At 72.1% G+C, this 15,008-nt stretch carries 14 protein-coding genes; 9 read left to right on the top strand and 5 right to left on the bottom strand.

All coding sequences use genetic code 11. The annotated features are described in order from the left end of the window. Positions 1 to 6: 6 nt before the first annotated feature. A complete protein-coding gene (locus tag ACFPZ3_RS27025; protein ID WP_379517031.1) occupies positions 7 to 630 on the top strand; it encodes a flavin reductase family protein in 624 nt (207 codons plus the stop codon). Here the strand turns inward: ACFPZ3_RS27025 and ACFPZ3_RS27020 are convergent. Further along, positions 608 to 2,176: an FAD-dependent oxidoreductase gene (locus ACFPZ3_RS27020; protein ID WP_379517030.1), complete on the bottom strand. Its 1,569-nt coding sequence runs from the start codon at positions 2,174 to 2,176 to the stop codon at positions 608 to 610. The genes ACFPZ3_RS27025 and ACFPZ3_RS27020 overlap by 23 nt on opposite strands. A gap of 94 nt (positions 2,177 to 2,270) precedes the next feature. Here ACFPZ3_RS27020 and ACFPZ3_RS27015 point away from each other — a divergent pair, with 94 nt between their 5' ends. Continuing rightward, positions 2,271 to 2,849, top strand: a complete 579-nt coding sequence (locus ACFPZ3_RS27015) for a helix-turn-helix domain-containing protein (protein WP_379517029.1) — start codon at positions 2,271 to 2,273, stop codon at positions 2,847 to 2,849. Between the two features lie 6 nt (positions 2,850 to 2,855). Here the strand turns inward: ACFPZ3_RS27015 and ACFPZ3_RS27010 are convergent, their stop codons facing one another. From ACFPZ3_RS27010 to ACFPZ3_RS27000, 3 genes are read right to left on the bottom strand one after another with little or no spacing between them, the layout of a single operon-like run. After that, positions 2,856 to 4,253, bottom strand: a complete 1,398-nt coding sequence (locus ACFPZ3_RS27010; protein WP_379517028.1) for an amino acid permease — start codon at positions 4,251 to 4,253, stop codon at positions 2,856 to 2,858. A gap of 56 nt (positions 4,254 to 4,309) precedes the next feature. Then, positions 4,310 to 5,854 carry an AMP-binding protein gene (locus ACFPZ3_RS27005; protein ID WP_379517027.1) on the bottom strand — a complete coding sequence of 515 codons (1,545 nt, stop codon included), beginning with the start codon at positions 5,852 to 5,854 and terminating at the stop codon, positions 4,310 to 4,312. Positions 5,855 to 5,897: 43 nt separating this feature from the next. Then, positions 5,898 to 6,668, bottom strand: a complete 771-nt coding sequence (locus tag ACFPZ3_RS27000; RefSeq protein WP_379517026.1) for an SDR family NAD(P)-dependent oxidoreductase — start codon at positions 6,666 to 6,668, stop codon at positions 5,898 to 5,900. Between the two features lie 88 nt (positions 6,669 to 6,756). On the opposite strand from ACFPZ3_RS27000, the gene ACFPZ3_RS26995 reads away from it, so the two are divergent. The 7 genes from ACFPZ3_RS26995 to ACFPZ3_RS26965 all read left to right on the top strand — a co-directional run bounded on the left by ACFPZ3_RS26995 (position 6,757) and on the right by ACFPZ3_RS26965 (position 13,969). Beyond that, the gene (locus ACFPZ3_RS26995; RefSeq protein WP_379517025.1) at positions 6,757 to 7,608 is read left to right on the top strand and encodes a helix-turn-helix transcriptional regulator; all 852 of its coding nucleotides are present in this window, start codon (positions 6,757 to 6,759) and stop codon (positions 7,606 to 7,608) included. A gap of 59 nt (positions 7,609 to 7,667) precedes the next feature. Continuing rightward, on the top strand, positions 7,668 to 8,516 hold the full coding sequence (locus tag ACFPZ3_RS26990) for a fumarylacetoacetate hydrolase family protein (protein WP_379517024.1): 849 nt from the start codon (positions 7,668 to 7,670) through the stop codon (positions 8,514 to 8,516). Then, positions 8,516 to 9,529, top strand: a complete 1,014-nt coding sequence (locus tag ACFPZ3_RS26985; protein ID WP_379517023.1) for a zinc-dependent alcohol dehydrogenase — start codon at positions 8,516 to 8,518, stop codon at positions 9,527 to 9,529. The genes ACFPZ3_RS26990 and ACFPZ3_RS26985 overlap by 1 nt, the downstream gene beginning before the upstream one ends. A gap of 33 nt (positions 9,530 to 9,562) precedes the next feature. Next, on the top strand, positions 9,563 to 10,339 hold the full coding sequence (locus ACFPZ3_RS26980; RefSeq protein ID WP_379517022.1) for an alpha/beta hydrolase: 777 nt from the start codon (positions 9,563 to 9,565) through the stop codon (positions 10,337 to 10,339). 136 nt (positions 10,340 to 10,475) lie between these two features. Further along, positions 10,476 to 11,870: a family 2B encapsulin nanocompartment shell protein gene (locus ACFPZ3_RS26975; RefSeq protein WP_379517021.1), complete on the top strand. Its 1,395-nt coding sequence runs from the start codon at positions 10,476 to 10,478 to the stop codon at positions 11,868 to 11,870. Positions 11,871 to 11,900: 30 nt separating this feature from the next. After that, the gene (locus tag ACFPZ3_RS26970; protein WP_379517020.1) at positions 11,901 to 13,058 is read left to right on the top strand and encodes a family 2 encapsulin nanocompartment cargo protein terpene cyclase; all 1,158 of its coding nucleotides are present in this window, start codon (positions 11,901 to 11,903) and stop codon (positions 13,056 to 13,058) included. Between the two features lie 56 nt (positions 13,059 to 13,114). Beyond that, entirely contained in the window at positions 13,115 to 13,969 is an 855-nt protein-coding gene (locus tag ACFPZ3_RS26965) for a geranyl diphosphate 2-C-methyltransferase (protein WP_379517019.1), read from the top strand. Between the two features lie 57 nt (positions 13,970 to 14,026). Here ACFPZ3_RS26965 and ACFPZ3_RS26960 read toward each other — a convergent pair. Continuing rightward, positions 14,027 to 15,008 (bottom strand): MFS transporter (locus tag ACFPZ3_RS26960; protein WP_379517018.1); only part of this gene is annotated, 982 nt, incomplete at its 5' end.

Here is a 15,008-nt window from a genome sequence, read left to right as displayed (position 1 = left end):
GTGTTCATGAACCACATGACCATCGAGCCCAGCATCCTGTACTTCGGAACCCCGGTCGTGCTGCTGTCCACGGAGAACCAGGACGGGACCTTCAACCTCGCGCCCATGTCGTCGGCCTGGGCGCTGGGGAACGTGATCGTGCTGGGGCTGGGCGCCGAGGGGCAGACGGCGCGCAATCTCGCCGAGCGGCCCGAGCTGGTGATCAACCTGCCCGCGCCGCACCAGTGGGAGGCGGTCGAGCGGCTGGCGCCCCTGACCGGGCGCGACCCCGTGCCCGCGAGCAAGGCCGCCCGCAGCCGGTTCGAGCCGGACAAGTTCGGCGCCGCCGGGCTGCGGGCACAGCCCTCCGACGGGGTACGCCCGCCGCGCGTGGCCGAGTGCCCCCTGCAGTTCGAGGCCAGGGCCGCGCGGGTGGGCCCGGACGTGTCCGGCTCGTTCGTCATCGCCGAGGCCGTCGTCTCCAAGGTGCACGCCGACCCGCGCATCGTCGTGCCGGGCACCCAGTACGTGGACCCGGCCGCGTGGAGCCCGCTCGTCTACAACTTCCGTCACTACTTCGGCCTCGGAGCCCAGCTCGGCCACTCCTACCGCAGCCAGACTCCCGAGGTCATCGCAGCCGGCGGAGCATGAGCACGTTGTCCGTGCGCGTGCCCTGGCTCCCGTCGGGCGCGGCCTGGGCGCGCTCGAAGTCCTCGGAGCGCAGCACCTCCCACTCCCCCTCCGCCGGGTCCAGGGAGTCGAACACCTCCCGCGGCGTCGGGAAGCGCACACCGGGGGCGTGATCGTGCTCCCAGGACGGCCAGCCCGCGTGCCCGGCGACGAGCAGCACCCCGCCGGGCGCGACGGCCGCCGCGGCGGTGCGCAGGATCTTCTCGCGGGGCATGTCCCCCGGCGAGTGCAGGTAGCAGGCCGAGACCAGGTCGTAGGAGCCCTCGGGGAAGGACGTGCCGAGGTCGTGCCGCTGCCAGTCGATCCGCTCCCCCGCCCCGGCCTGCTCCGCGTGGCGGGCGGCGCGTTCGAGGGCGACGCCGGAGATGTCGGCGGCGGTGACCCGCCAGCCCAGGCCCGCCAGCCAGATCGCGTCGCCGCCCTCGCCGGAGCCCAGGTCGAGCGCGCGGCCGGGCTGCAGGCCGGAGACCTCGCGAACCAGCACGACGTTGGGGTCGCCGCTCCAGACCCGCTCGCGCCCGGCGTAACGGGAGTCCCAGAACCCCTCCCAGGAGGCGGCCCGGCTTGCCGCCACGGCGGCGCGGGTCTCCTGGTTGACCAGGTCGGCGTTGATCGCGGCCCCGGCGCGCACACCCCCCGCTACGGCGGCCACGACCTGGTCCATCACGCTGGACACGTTGCCCGCCACCCACACCCCGGGCACCGCCGTCTCCCCCATGGGCCCGGCCGGGATGTAGGTGCCGACGACGTGCCCGCCCATCTCCTGCTCGGCGCTCTCCAGGCCCAGGCTCTCCAGCAACTCCGTACGGCCCCTCATCCGGCTGCCGACGGCGACGGCCCGGCGCGGGACGACCGTGCCGTCCGCCAGCCGCAGGCCGCTCAGCCGGCCCTCGGTCAGCTCAAGCCCGCTCACCTCGCCCTCCACCACGGTGATGCCCCTGGCGGCGAGCTGCTCGCGCGCCTCCTCGCCCGGCTCGGGCGCGGTGTGCAGGAAGAGGGTCACGTCGTCGCTCCACTGCCGCCACAGCAGGGCCTGGTGCACGGCGAGCGGGGTGAGGGCCAGGATGCCGATGGCCTGGTCGCGCACCTCCCAGCCGTGGCAGTACGGGCAGTGCAGCACCTCGCGGCCCCACCGCTCGGCCAGGCCAGGCACCGGCGGCAGCTCGTCGACCAGGCCGGTGGTTACCAGCAGCCGGTCCGCCTCGACCGCGGAGCCGTCCTCCAGGGTGACGCGGAAACGCTCGTCGGCGAGCCGCTCCGCCGCCGTGACGGTGCCCGTCACGATCTGCCCGCCGTACCCCCGCACCTCTTCGCGGCCGGCGGCCAGCAGCTCCAGCGGCGGCGTCCCCTCGCGCCCGAGGTAGGTGTGCACCCCGTCCGCCGGGGCGTTGCGCGGCTGCCCGGCGTCGATCACCAGGACCTTGCGCCGGGCGCGGCCCAGCGTGAGGGCCCCGCTCAGCCCGGCGGCCCCGCCGCCGATCACCACCACGTCGTATCTCGCGTCCATGTCGCGGTTCCTCTCCTCGTCCACGTGCTGCCACACTGTCGGCGACGGGAGGCCGGTTTGACAACATTCATTGCCGAACTGGCAAAGTGGCCCTATGGAACTCGACGACGTGCTGCAGGCGGTGGGCCCGCGGCTGCGGGCGCTGCGTCAGGAGCGGGGCACGACGCTGGCCGAGCTCTCCAAGAGCACCGGCATCTCGGTCAGCACCCTGTCGCGGCTGGAGTCCGGCGGGCGCAAGCCGACGCTGGAGCTCCTGCTCCTGCTGGCCAGGGCCTACCAGGTCCAGATCGACGAGCTGATCGACGCCCCGGTCACCGGTGATCCGCGGGTGCACATGCGGCCGATCAAGCGTTTCGGCATGACCTACATCCCGCTGAGCCGCCGGCCCGGGGGGCTGCAGGCGTACAAGCAGATCTATCCGCCGCACTGGCCGGGATACGAGTTCGAGCAGCAGGTCCACGAGGGCTATGAGTGGCTGTACGTGTTGTCCGGGCGTCTGCGGCTGCTGCTCGGGCGGCATGACGTGATCCTCGCGCCCGGTGAGGCGGCCGAGTTCGACACGCGGACGCCGCACGCGTTCGTCAACCCCGACGGCGAGCCGGCCGAGGTGCTGGCCCTGTTCGGGCCGCAGGGCGAGCGCATGCACGTGCGCGCCCGCCCCCAGCCCAAGTGAGCGCCGCTACGCGGGCCGCTCCAGCGCGGAGTGCCGCCGGCTGTAGAGGAAGTAGACGGCCAGCCCGATCGCGAACCAGCCGGCGAAGCGCAGCCAGGTCAGCGGGGCGAGGAAGGTGATCAGCCAGATCGAGAAGACCACTCCGACGGCCGGCACCACCGGCATCCACGGCGTGCGGAACGAGCGCGGCAGGTCAGGCTGCTGGTAGCGCAGCACGATCACCGCCACGCACACGACCACGAACGCCAGCAGGATCCCGATGTTCGTCAGCTCCGCCGCCTCCCGGATGGGCAGGAACCCGGCGATCAGCGCGGAGGCGGCGCCCACGATCCAGGTGACGCGGGTCGGCACCCGCCGCACCGGGTGCAGCTTGGCGAACCAGGCGGGCAGCAGCCCATCGCGGCTCATCGAGAACCAGACGCGGGTGACGCCCAGCATGAACGTGAACATGACGGTGAGGATGCCCACGATGGCGCCCACCGCGATGACCGTCGCCAGCCCCGACAGCCCGACCGAGGCGAAGGCCGTGGAGAAGCCGCTCTCCGGGTCGATCTCCCGGTAGTTCTGCATGCCGGCGAGGACGAGGCAGGCCAGCACGTACAGGACCATGGAGATGAGCAGCGAGTAGATGATGGCCTTGGGCATGTGCCGCCGGGCGTCGCGCGACTCCTCGGCCGCGGTGCTCATGGCGTCGTAGCCGAACACCGCGAAGAACACGGTCGCGGCGCCGGTGATGGCCCCGCCGACCCCGAACGGGAAGAACGGGGTGTAGTTGGCGGTGCTGATGTGGAAGAAGCCGACCACGATCACCAGCAGCACGACGGCGACCTTGACGGCCACCACGAACGTCTCGAACCTGGCCGCGGCGCGGATGCCGAGGTTCAGCAGGAAGGCGATGAGCAGGCAGAGCACCACCGCGAACAGGTCCACCACGTGCCCCTCGCCGGTGCCGGGCGCGCCCAGCATCCAGCTGGGCAGGCTCACGCCGAGTTGCTGGAGCAGGAAGCCGAAGTAGCCGGAGATGCCGATGGCCACGACCGCGACGATCGCGGTGTACTCCAGCAGCAGGTCCCAGCCGATGAACCAGCCGACGATCTCCCCGAGGACGGCGTAGCCGTAGGTGTAGGCGGAGCCGGCCTTCGGGATCATCCCGGCGAACTCGGCGTACGACAGCGCGGCGGCGGCGCTGGCGATCCCGGCGATGAGGAACGACACGAGCACGGCGGGCCCGGCCGTCTCGTGGGCGACCGCCCCGGCCAGGGCGAAGATGCCCGCTCCGATGATGCCGCCGACGCCGATGGCGGTCAGCTGCCACAGCCCGAGCGACCTGGACAGCTCGCCTTCGTGCTCGGTCGCGATCTGTTCCACCGGCTTGCGCCTGAACACGCTTCGCGAAGCGACCATGACACCCCCACATGCCGATCCACTCCGTGGGGGCGATCTGCCCAGCAGCGCGGCGCCTAATCCGCCCGACCGGCGCGGTCCCTGAGCACGTTCTTCTGGATCTTGCCGGTCGAGGTCTTCGGCAGCTCGCCGAAGTAGACCGCTTTGGGGGCCTTGAAGTGGGCCAGGCGGTCGCGTACGTGCTCGATCAGCTCGGCTCCGGTGGCGTTCGCGCCGGGGGCGAGGCTCACGTACGCGACGGGCACCTCGCCCCAGTGCTCGTCCGGCCGCGCGACGACCGCGGCCTCCTGCACGCCGGGATGGCTGACCAGCGCGTTCTCCACCTCGATGGAGGCGATGTTCTCGCCGCCTGAGATGATCACATCTTTCGCGCGGTCCACGACCCGCACGTAGCCGTCCGGGTGCACCACCCCCAGGTCGCCGGTACGGAACCAGCCGTCGGGCGCGGCCTTCTCCGTGGCGGCGGGGTCGCGGTGGTAGCCGAGCATCACGTCGTTGCCGCGTACCGCGATCTCGCCGATCGTGGTGGCGTCGGCGGGCACGTCACCGCCGTCCCCGTCGACGACCCTGATGCGCTGGGCGATCACGTTGCCCACGCCCTGGCGGGCGTTCAGGACGGCCAGTTCCGCGGCGTCCAGGCCGCTCCACTCGGGCTGGGGCTGGCAGATCACGGCGGGGCCGTAGGTCTCGGTGAGCCCGTACAGGTGGATGACGTCGATCCCGGCCCGCAGCGCCCGCCGCAGCAGCACGGGGCTCGGGGGCGCGCCGCCGACGCAGGCCAGCAGGCGCGGGTCGAGCGCAGCGTCTGGGGCGGCGTGATGGGCCAGCAACGACGTGAGCACGGTGGGGGCGCCGCACAGATGGGTGACGCGGTGCTCGCGGATCAGCCGCCACGCCTCGCCCGGCTCGACCTTGGGCAGGCACACGTGGCGCCCGCCCGCCAGCGTGACCGCCCAGGGGAAGCACCAGCCGTGGCAGTGGAACATGGGCAGCGTCCACAGGTAGCCGCTGCCCGCGTCCAGCTTGGTGTGCAGGGCCATGGCCAGTGCCTGGAGGTAGGCGCCCCGGTGGTGGTACACGACCCCTTTCGGCCGTCCTGTCGTGCCGCTCGTGTAGTTGATCGACAGCGGCGTCAGCTCGTCCTCCACCGGCACCAGCAGCGGCTCGGCCCCGGCCACCAGCGCCTCGTACTCGGCTCCCGGCACCAGCCGCACCCGGCCGCCCTTCGCCGCCGCCTGGGCGAGCTCCGTCAGCTCGTCGTCGTGCAGGAGCACCGACACCTCGGCGTGGTCCAGCATGTAGGCCAGCTCGGAGGCGGACAGGCGGATGTTCATCGGCACCATGACCGCCCCCGCCGCCGGCACCCCGAACGTGGCCTCCAGCAGCAGATGCCCGTTGGCGGCCAGCACCGCGACCCGATCCCCCCGCCGCGTCCCGGCCGCGGCCAGCGCGCCGGCCAGCCGCTGGACGCGGTCCCACAGTCCGGCGTAGGTGAGCTTCAGCTCGCCGTCCACGACCGCGAGCCGGGGCCCGAACACGGCCGCCGACCGCTGGAGGAAGCTCGTGGGGGTCAGGGGCTCGTACGACAGGCCGGTTCCCATGCCCTCCATAGTGATCCGTGAAGGGGTGATCGAGCCAGGGGGGTCAGGCTCCCGCGCCACCGTCCACCTTGAGCACGGCGCCGGTCACGTACGAGGAGCGGTCGCTCAGGAGCCAGGCGGCGGCCTGGGCGATCTCCATGGGGTCCGCCATGCGGCGCAGCGGGGTCGCCGCGGCGAGCCGTTCGAACAGGCCAGGCGATTCCGCCTCCCAGGCGCGGATCATCTCGGTCAGTGTGCCGCCGGGGGCGATGGCGTTGACGCGGATGCCTTCCGGTCCGTACGTGACGGCCGCCGACTCGGTGAGGCTGTTGACCGCCCGCTTCATGGCCCCGTACGCGGGCAGCTCCGGGTTGCCCCTCAGGCTGCCGATGCTGGAGTTGTTGACGATGGCCCCCTTGCCGGCGGTGGCCCTGATGGCGGCGACCTCGGCGGCCATGGCCAGCCACGGACCTCTGAGGTTGACGGCGTAGACGTGGTCGAAGTCGGCCTCCAGCGCCTGGTCCATCGGGCCGGGCGGCACGATCGTCGCGCCGTTGTTGAAGGCGACGTCGAGCCGGCCGTAGACCTCCACGGTGTGGTCCACGGCGGCGCGCACGCTGTTCCCGTCGGCCAGGTCGCACAGCACGTACCCGGCGGTGCCGCCGGCCGCCCTGACCTCTTCCGCCACGGTCTTCAGCTGCTCCTCCGTGCGGGCCGCGAGCATGACACCGGCGCCCTCCTGGGCGAACAGCCGCGCCGCGGCGGCCCCGATCCCGCGACCGGCGCCGGTGATGAAAGCGATCTTGCCTGCCAGCAGGCCTTGGGTGTTCTCCATGGTGGAGAGCCTGCTCCGGTCCACGCTGCTCATCCAGGCACCGGCGGTACCTGGCTGAGCATCGCGAGACCTGTGCACACTGGAGAGTGTGGACAGGCAAGAACTGGCTGACTTCCTGCGCAGCAGGCGCGAGCGGATCACCCCCGCTGACGTGGGGCTGCCCGCCGGGCCGCGCCGCCGTACCCCGGGGTTGCGGCGGGAGGAGGCGGCGCAACTGGCGTACATCTCGACCGAGTACTACACGCGGCTGGAGCAGGCGCGCGGGCCGCGGCCGTCGCGCGAGGTGCTGGCCGGGCTGGTCCGGGCGCTGCGGCTGTCGGACGCCGAGCGCGACCACCTCCACCACCTCGCCGGAGCGCCGCCCGGCCCCGCGCCCGGGCCCTCGCGTGAGGTGCGGCCGAGCATCCTCGACCTGCTGCGGCGGCTGCCGCAGGCCGCGGCGATCGTGACGTCCGCGACGTGCGAGGTGATCGCCTGGAACGATCTGGCCGCCGCCCTGATGGAGGACTTCTCCGCCCTGTCGCGGCGCGACCGCAACCTCATCCGCCGCGCCTTCCTCGGACCCCGCGTCCATGGGCGGCGGTTGTACGGGGTGTCGGACGCGGACGAGTTCGCCCGCTCCTCGGCCCAAGACCTGCGCGCCGCCGCGGCCCGCTACCCCGACGATCCCGAGGTGCGCGAGCTGGTGCGCGAGCTCCTCGACGGAAGCGAGGAGTTCGCCTGGTTGTGGGCCGCCCATGACGTGGCCAGGCAGCCCGTCATGTGCAAGACGTTCCAGCACCCCATGGTCGGCCCGGTCACCGTCAACTGCGACGTCCTCGACATCACCGACCGGGACCAGCGGGTCGTGATCTACACCGCCACCCCGGGCTCGCCGTCGGAGGAGGCGTTGCGGCTGCTGTCGGTCATCGGCACCCAGCGCATGGACGTGACCCGCTGACCCGGCGGCCACCCGGTCGGGGATAACGTTTGTTCGGACTGAGATTCGGAGAGACACCCTTGTACCTCATGCGTATCGGCGCGCCCGGCGCCGAAAAGCCCGTCGTCCGTGTGGACGAGACCCACTACATCGACGTCTCCGACGTCACCCCCGACTTCGACGAGCGCTTCTTCGCCTCCGGCGGCGTCGCCCTGCTGGCCGACCGTGTCAGCAGGGGTGACGTGCGCGAGTTCGCGGGCGAGCGGATCGGCGCCCCGATCGCCCGCCCGCACCAGATCCTGTGCATCGGCCTCAACTACAGCGACCACGCCGCCGAGACCGGCCAGGCCGTGCCCGACGAGCCGATCCTGTTCACCAAGTCGCCCAACACCCTCGTCGGCCCGTACGACGACGTGCGCATCCCGCGCGGCTCCACCAAGACCGACTGGGAGGTGGAGCTGGGCATCGTCATCGGCAGGCGCACCTCCTACCTCGACTCGGTGGAGGAGGCGAAGGACGTCATCGCCGGTTACTGCGTGGTCAACGACGTCAGCGAGCGCGCCTTCCAGATCGAGCGCGGCGGCCAGTGGAGCAAGGGCAAGTCCGCCGAGACGTTCAACCCGGCCGGCCCCTGGCTGGTCACCCCCGACGAGATCGGCGACGTGCGCGACCTCGGCATGTGGCTGAACGTCAACGGCACCCGCCGCCAGACCGGCACCACCAAGACGATGGTCTTCGACCCCTACGTCATCGTCCACCACCTGAGCCAGTTCATGGTGCTGGAGCCCGGCGACCTGATCGACACCGGCACCCCGCCCGGCGTCGGCATGGGCCACGACCCGCAGATCTGGCTCCAGCCGGGTGACGTCATGGAGCTCGGCATCGACGGCCTCGGCAGCCAGCGGCAGAACGTCGTCGGACCCCGGTAGTGCGGGCCCTGGTCCTGACCGGCCCCGGCAGGGCCGAGGTCCAGGAGGTCGAGCCCCCGGTCCCCGCGCCCGGCCAGGTGGTCGTGGACGTCGAGCGGGCCGGGGTGTGCGGGACCGACATGGAGCTGTTCACCGGCGACATGAGCTACCTGCGCACCGGCCGCTCCTGGTACCCACTGCGCCCCGGCCACGAATGGTGCGGAATCGTCACCGCGGTCGGAGAGGGCGCCGACCGGTCATGGCTGGGCCGCCGCGTCACCGGTGACACCATGCTCGGCTGCGGTCACTGCGACCGCTGCCGGGCCGGCCGCCACCACGTCTGCGCCGACGCGGCCGAGATCGGCATCAGCCGCGGCTTCGCCGGCGCGCTGGCCGAACAACTCGCCGTGCCGGCCACGGCCCTGCACGCGCTGCCCGGCGCGATGGACCCCACGCTCGGCGCGCTCGTCGAGCCGGGCGGCAACGCCCTGCGCGCTGTCCGCGCCGCGGGCCTGCGGCAGGGCGAGCGGCTCCTGATCCTCGGGACGGGCACGATCGGCCTGCTGGCGGCGCTGTTCGCCCGGGCCGGCGGGGCCGAGGCGCACCTCATGGGCCGCGACGAGGCCACCCTGTCCATGGCCGCGCGGCTCGGCTTCGGCCACGGCTGGACCCGGGCCTCGCTGCCCGCGCTGCCGTGGCACGCCGTCATCGACGCCTCCAACGCCTCCCATCTGCCCGCCCTCGCCCTCGATCTCGTCGAACCGGCCGGGCGTGTGGTGTACATCGGGCTGTCCGCCGCCCCGTCCACGATCGACTCGCGCGACCTGGTGCTCAAGGACGTCACCGCCACCGGCATCCTCGGCGCCTCGGCCGGGCTGGCCGGAGCCGTCACCGCCTACGCCGACGGCTCGGTCGACGCCCGCCCGCTGGTCGCCGCCACCCTCGGCCTCGCCGGCACGGCCGAGGTCCTGACCGGCCGGCGACCGGCAGGCGCGGGCGCCGGCCCGAAGATCCACATCGACCCGCGCCGCTAAGATCCGTCGTCGAACGAGACGAAAGGCGCGAACATGAGCGAGCACCCCCTGTGGCCCACGACCGGCGAGGCCACCATTACCGCCTTCCCCGTGCGGAGCGACGGTCCGGCCCCGGCCGTCATCGTGTTCCCCGGCGGCGCCTACCAGCACCTGGCCGAGCACGAAGGTGCTCCGGTCGCGCGGTGGCTCAACTCGCTGGGGATCGCCGCCTACGTCCTGCGGTACCGGATCGCGCCCCACCGCCACCCGCTCCCCCTGCTCGACGCCGCCAGGGCGGTGCGCTGGGTACGGCACCACGCCGCCGCCACCGGCGTGGACCCGGCCAGGGTGGGCGTGCTGGGGTTCTCGGCGGGCGGCCATCTGGCGGGGCTGCTGGCCACCGAGACGGGCCCGATGCGGGTGGAGGGCCCGCAGGACGCCATCGACGAGCACGACCCCAATCCGGCTCTGGCCGTGTTGTGCTACCCGGTCACCGTTCTCACCGGCCGGCCCGCCCACTACGGGTCGGCCGCCAACCTGCTCGGCCCCGACTCCCCCGAGTCCGTGCGCGCCCGGTACTCCCTGCCCGCCCGCGTCGGCCCCGCCACCCCGCCCATGTTCCTGTGGCACACGGCCGACGACGAGGGCGTGCCCGTCGACAACACCTACCGGCTCGCGCAGGAGCTCGCCCGCCACGACCTCCCGCACGAGGTGCACGTCTATCCCAGCGGCAAGCACGGGCTCGGGCTGGCCGGGTCGGATCCCGTCGTGGGCGACTGGACCCGGCGCTGCGCCGCCTTCCTGCGGGGCCGGGGATTCGCGCCTGAATAGGCCCCGCGCGAACGTCACCTCAGCGCTACATCGCTGTACCCGGACGGCCAGCATTCCTATCTCCCACGAGACTCTACCGACAGTATCCATTTGATTACTTTTAGTAGCGACTGCCTGGCGGACCCCCGGAGGAAACATGCCCACGGAGCCGACGCAACCTCGGCTTAGCCTGGATACCCAGGCCGCGCGCAACCTGGCCACCACGCTCAAGACCCGCCCGCAGATGCAGGCCATCAGCACCCGCTGGCTGCTGCGCATGTTGCCGTGGGTCGACGTGCGCGGGGGAACCTACAGGGTCAACCGCCGGCTGACGCATCGGGTGGGGCGCGGGCGGGTCGGCGTGGCGCAGGGCGGGGCGGACGACGTACGGATCGTGCCGGAGACGCTGACGGAGATCCCCGCGCTGCGCGGCTTCGGGGACGCCGGCGTGCTGACCGCGATCGCCGGGACGTTCGCCGCGCGGGACTACCGGCCAGGGGAGATCGTCGTCCGGGCCGGCGATCCCGTCACCGAGACCTGCGTGATCGCCCACGGCCGCCTCGAACGCGTGGCCACCGGGAAATACGGCAACGACCAGTTCCTCGGCGTCATCGCCGACGGCGACCAGTTCGGCGACGAGGTGCTCACCCAGGAGGATCCCCGGTGGCCGTGCACCTACCGGGCCACCACCGCCTGCACGGTCCTGGCCTCGCCCCGGGAGGAGTTCAGGCGGATCTCCGCCGGGTCCCCCGCGCTGCGCGAGCACGTCGGCCGCTATCTGGACAGCCTGCGCGAACCGGTCAACCGCCGGGGCGAGGCGGCGGTGAGCCTGGCGGCCGGGCACACCGGCGAGCCGGTCATCGGCGGCACGTTCGTCGACTACGACCTGCGTCCGCGCGAATACGAGCTCAGCGTCGCCCAGACGATCCTGCGCGTGCACACCCGGGTGGCCGACCTCTACAACGACCCGATGAACCAGATCCAGGAGCAGCTCCGCCTGACCATCCACGAGTTGCGCGAGCGCGAGGAGTGGGAGCTGATCAACAACCGTGAGTTCGGGCTGCTCCACAACACCGACTACGACCAGCGCGTCTACACCTGGTCGGGCCCGCCGACCCCCGACGACCTCGACGACCTGATCAGCATGCGCCGCAAGACCCGCCTGCTGCTGGCCCACCCCAAGGCGATCGCCGCGTTCTTCCGCGAGTGCAACAAGCGCGGGCTGGTCGTGGGCAGCACCGACGTGGACGGGCACGAGGTGCCGGCCTGGCGCGGCATCCCGATCTTCCCCTGCGGCAAGATCCCGATCTCCGGCGAGCGCACCACCTCGATCCTGGCCCTGCGCACCGGCGAGGACGACCAGGGGGTCGTCGGCCTCCACCAGACCGGGCTCCCCGAGGAGTACGAGCCGGGGCTCAACGTGCGCTTCATGGACATCAACCCGCAGGCCGTGATGTCGTACCTGGTCAGCGCCTACTACTCGGTGGCCGTCCTGGTGCCCGACGCGATCGGGATCCTGGAGGACGTCGACATCGCGGCCCCGCGTTCCTGACCCGGCCGACCCCCTAGGAAGAGGCGCGACATGCCATTTGATCCCTCCGTGGCGCCGGTGCCGGCCGGCCCGACCGGACTGGGCGCTTCCGCGCTCAGCCTCAGTAGCGCGCTCAAGCCGTACCGTCCCTCCTTCGACGAGGGCGACGGGCACGAGACGAGCCTCGCGCCGCCCTCGCCGCACGCGGGCAACCTGGCCCCGCTGTCCTACCGGGAGCGGGACTGGGGTGACGGGTCCTACCCGCCGCTCCACCTGCCGGAGACCGTCCGCGTGGACGACGCGCTCGGCGCGGAGGTCGATCGGCGGCTGGTGGCCTGGGCGGAGCGGATCGGCCTGCACGAGGGGCGGCTGGAGGAGTTCGCCGACACCGGGTTCGGGCGGCTGGCCATGCTCGCCCACGCCGACAGCGACGAACCCGACCAGCTGCTCATCGCGGCGCAGATGAACGCCGCGTGGTGGGCGGCCGACGACTACTACGCCGACGAGACCGACCTCGGCGCGTCGCCGACGGAGCTGCCGCCCCGGCTCGCGCTGGTGACCTCCGCCATGGACCCGCCGCCGGACGCCGGCGGCTACACCGCGCAACTGGAGGAGCAGATCAGGGGCGACCCCGTCCTGGTCTCGCTGCGCTCGGCGACCAGCCACGTCTCCCGCCACTCCACGCCGTCGCAGGTCATGCGCATCTGCAACATCACGAGCCAGATGTACGTGAGCTGGACCGCCTACGCCGCCTGGCGCTACCTGGAGACGCCGCCGCCCGTCTGGCGCTACCTCGCCGCCCGCCAGCACGACAGCTTCTACACCTCCATGACCCTCATCGACATCGTCGGCGGCTACCAACTGCCCACCGACCTGTTCTTCGACCGGCGCTTCCACACCGCCCTCATGCAGGCCGGCACCGCGAGCGTCCTGGTCAACGACCTGCACTCGGTCGAGAGGGAGGCCGCCGACGAACTGCCCGACTCCAACGTGATCCTGCTCATGGCAGCCGAGGAGGGCTGCTCGATCCGCGAGGCCACCGAACGCACGGTCCACCTGCACAACGACTTCGTCCGCGGCTTCGAACAGAGCCGCCGCGCGCTGGGCGGCGTGCCCTCCCCCGAGCTCAAGCGGTTCCTGCGCGGCGCGCAGGCGTGGATGGCCGGCGGCTTCGAATGGCACGCGAACACCAGCCGCTACCAGTCCTGACGACCATCTGACCGAACACCTGGCATCCCGACCGCACACCTGGAAGGAACACCGCGGTGACCATCACCTCGAATGCCCCCGTACTGGCTAGTCTCTACCAGCAGTCCGTCGCCGACTATTGGAACGCCGAGGAGAATCCCGTCAACCTGCGCCTCGGGGAGGTGGACGGCCTCTACCACCACCACTACGGCATCGGCGAGGTGGACTGGTCGGTCCTGGACGCGCCCGCCGAGTCCAAGGAGAAAAGGGTCGTCAACGAGCTGCACCGGCTGGAGAGCGCGCAGGCGGAGACGCTCGTCGCGCACCTCGGCCCGCTGCGTCCCGAACACCGCGTCATGGACGCGGGCTCGGGCCGGGGCGGCTCCAGCTTCCTGACCAACCTGCGGCGCGGCTGCCAGGTGGACGGCGTGTCCATCTCCGAGTCCCAGGTCGCCTTCGCCAACCAGCAGGCCAAGGAACGCGGCGTGGACGACAAGGTCCGCTTCCACTTCCGCAACATGCTCGACACCGGCTTCCCGACGGGCGCCTTCCAGGCGATCTGGAACAACGAGAGCACCATGTACGTCGAGCTCTCCCTGCTGTTCGCCGAACACGCCAGGCTGCTCGGCCGGGGCGGCCGCTACGTCTGCATCACCGGGTGTTACAACGACTCCTACGGCCTGCCGTCCCGGGCCATCAGCCAGATCAACGCCCACTACATCTGCGACATCCACTCCCGCAGCACCTACTTCAAGGAGCTCGCCGCCAACCGGCTCGTCCCGGTCAGCGTCGTCGACCTGACCGCCGCCACCATCCCCTACTGGGAGCTGCGTGCCAGGACGCATCTGGCCACCGGCATCGAGGACGCCTTCCTGGAGGCGTACAAGAGCGGTAGCTTCCAGTACCTGCTGATCGCCGCCGACCGCGTCTGACGCCCGCTCCCCCTTGCTCGTCCTCGCCCCGCCCCGCCCCGCGGCGCGGCCGTCCGCTCAGCCGGGCGAGGACGAGCAGGAACCCCCGGCCTCCGGCATCGCCGGTCCGACGGGACGGGCCCGTCCCTCCCGGGCGGCGAGCGTGCCCGGCCTCCGGAACGCGGGCAGGAACGCGGCCACCGCGCAGGCGATCAGCGCCGCACCCCCTCCCACCGCCATGACCACGCGGAAACCGTCCGGCGACGGGACTCCGATCGCGGTCGTGAGCTGGGCCAGGACCACCCCGGCGACCACGCTGGAGGCCGAGGTGCCGATGGCTCGCATCAGCGTGTTGAGGCTGTTGGCGGCGGCCGTCTCCCCCACCGGCACGGCGGACATGATGAGCGTCGGCATGGCCCCGTACGCCAGCCCGATGCCCGCCCCGATCACCGAGGAGACCAGCACGAGCTGCCAGATCTCCGACATCAGCGCCACGCCCAGGCCGTAGCCGGCGCCGACCACGAGGGCCCCGGTCATCAGCGTCACCTTGGGCCCTCTCGACCACGAGATCCGCGCCGAGACCGGTGACATGGCCATCATCACCAGCCCGGAGGGCGCCAGCACCAGGCCCACGACCGTCATCGTCTGCCCCAGCCCGTAGCCGGTGGACCTGGGCAGTTGCAGCAGTTGCGGGAGCACCAGCGCCATCGAGAACATCGAGAACCCGAACATCGCCGAGGCGAGGTTGGTCAGCAGCACCTGACGGCGGGCGGTGGTGCGCAGGTCCACCAGGGGATCCCGGACGCGCAGCTCCCACCAGCCCCACAGCCCGAGCACGACGGCCGACGCGCCGAACAGGCCTGCCGTCACGGGGCTGCCCCATCCCCAGTCGGCGCCCTTGGAGATCGCCAGCAGCAGGCAGACCAGACCCGCCGACAGGCCGGCCGCGCCGGCCACGTCGAAGCGCCCGCCGCCGCGCAGCTCCGACTCGGGGACGAGGGTCAGCACCAGCGCGCCGGCCAGGAGGCCGAAGCCCGCCGACGACCAGAACAGCACGTGC

The organism is Nonomuraea insulae (assembly GCF_042656245.1).
The sequence above is the reverse complement of the archived record's forward strand: the minus strand, read 5'-3'. Positions and strand labels throughout refer to the sequence as shown.

What these genes read in the sequence shown, in the direction of transcription:
- ACFPZ3_RS27025 (WP_379517031.1), top strand. Translation starts at nt 7, where the DNA reads ATGAACCACATGACCATCGAGCCCAGCATCCTGTACTTCGGAACCCCG.
- ACFPZ3_RS27020 (WP_379517030.1), bottom strand. Translation starts at nt 2,176, where the DNA reads ATGGACGCGAGATACGACGTGGTGGTGATCGGCGGCGGGGCCGCCGGG.
- ACFPZ3_RS27015 (WP_379517029.1), top strand. Translation starts at nt 2,271, where the DNA reads ATGGAACTCGACGACGTGCTGCAGGCGGTGGGCCCGCGGCTGCGGGCG.
- ACFPZ3_RS27010 (WP_379517028.1), bottom strand. Translation starts at nt 4,253, where the DNA reads ATGGTCGCTTCGCGAAGCGTGTTCAGGCGCAAGCCGGTGGAACAGATC.
- ACFPZ3_RS27005 (WP_379517027.1), bottom strand. Translation starts at nt 5,854, where the DNA reads ATGGGAACCGGCCTGTCGTACGAGCCCCTGACCCCCACGAGCTTCCTC.
- ACFPZ3_RS27000 (WP_379517026.1), bottom strand. Translation starts at nt 6,668, where the DNA reads ATGGAGAACACCCAAGGCCTGCTGGCAGGCAAGATCGCTTTCATCACC.
- ACFPZ3_RS26980 (WP_379517022.1), top strand. Translation starts at nt 9,563, where the DNA reads ATGAGCGAGCACCCCCTGTGGCCCACGACCGGCGAGGCCACCATTACC.
- ACFPZ3_RS26975 (WP_379517021.1), top strand. Translation starts at nt 10,476, where the DNA reads ATGCCCACGGAGCCGACGCAACCTCGGCTTAGCCTGGATACCCAGGCC.
- ACFPZ3_RS26970 (WP_379517020.1), top strand. Translation starts at nt 11,901, where the DNA reads ATGCCATTTGATCCCTCCGTGGCGCCGGTGCCGGCCGGCCCGACCGGA.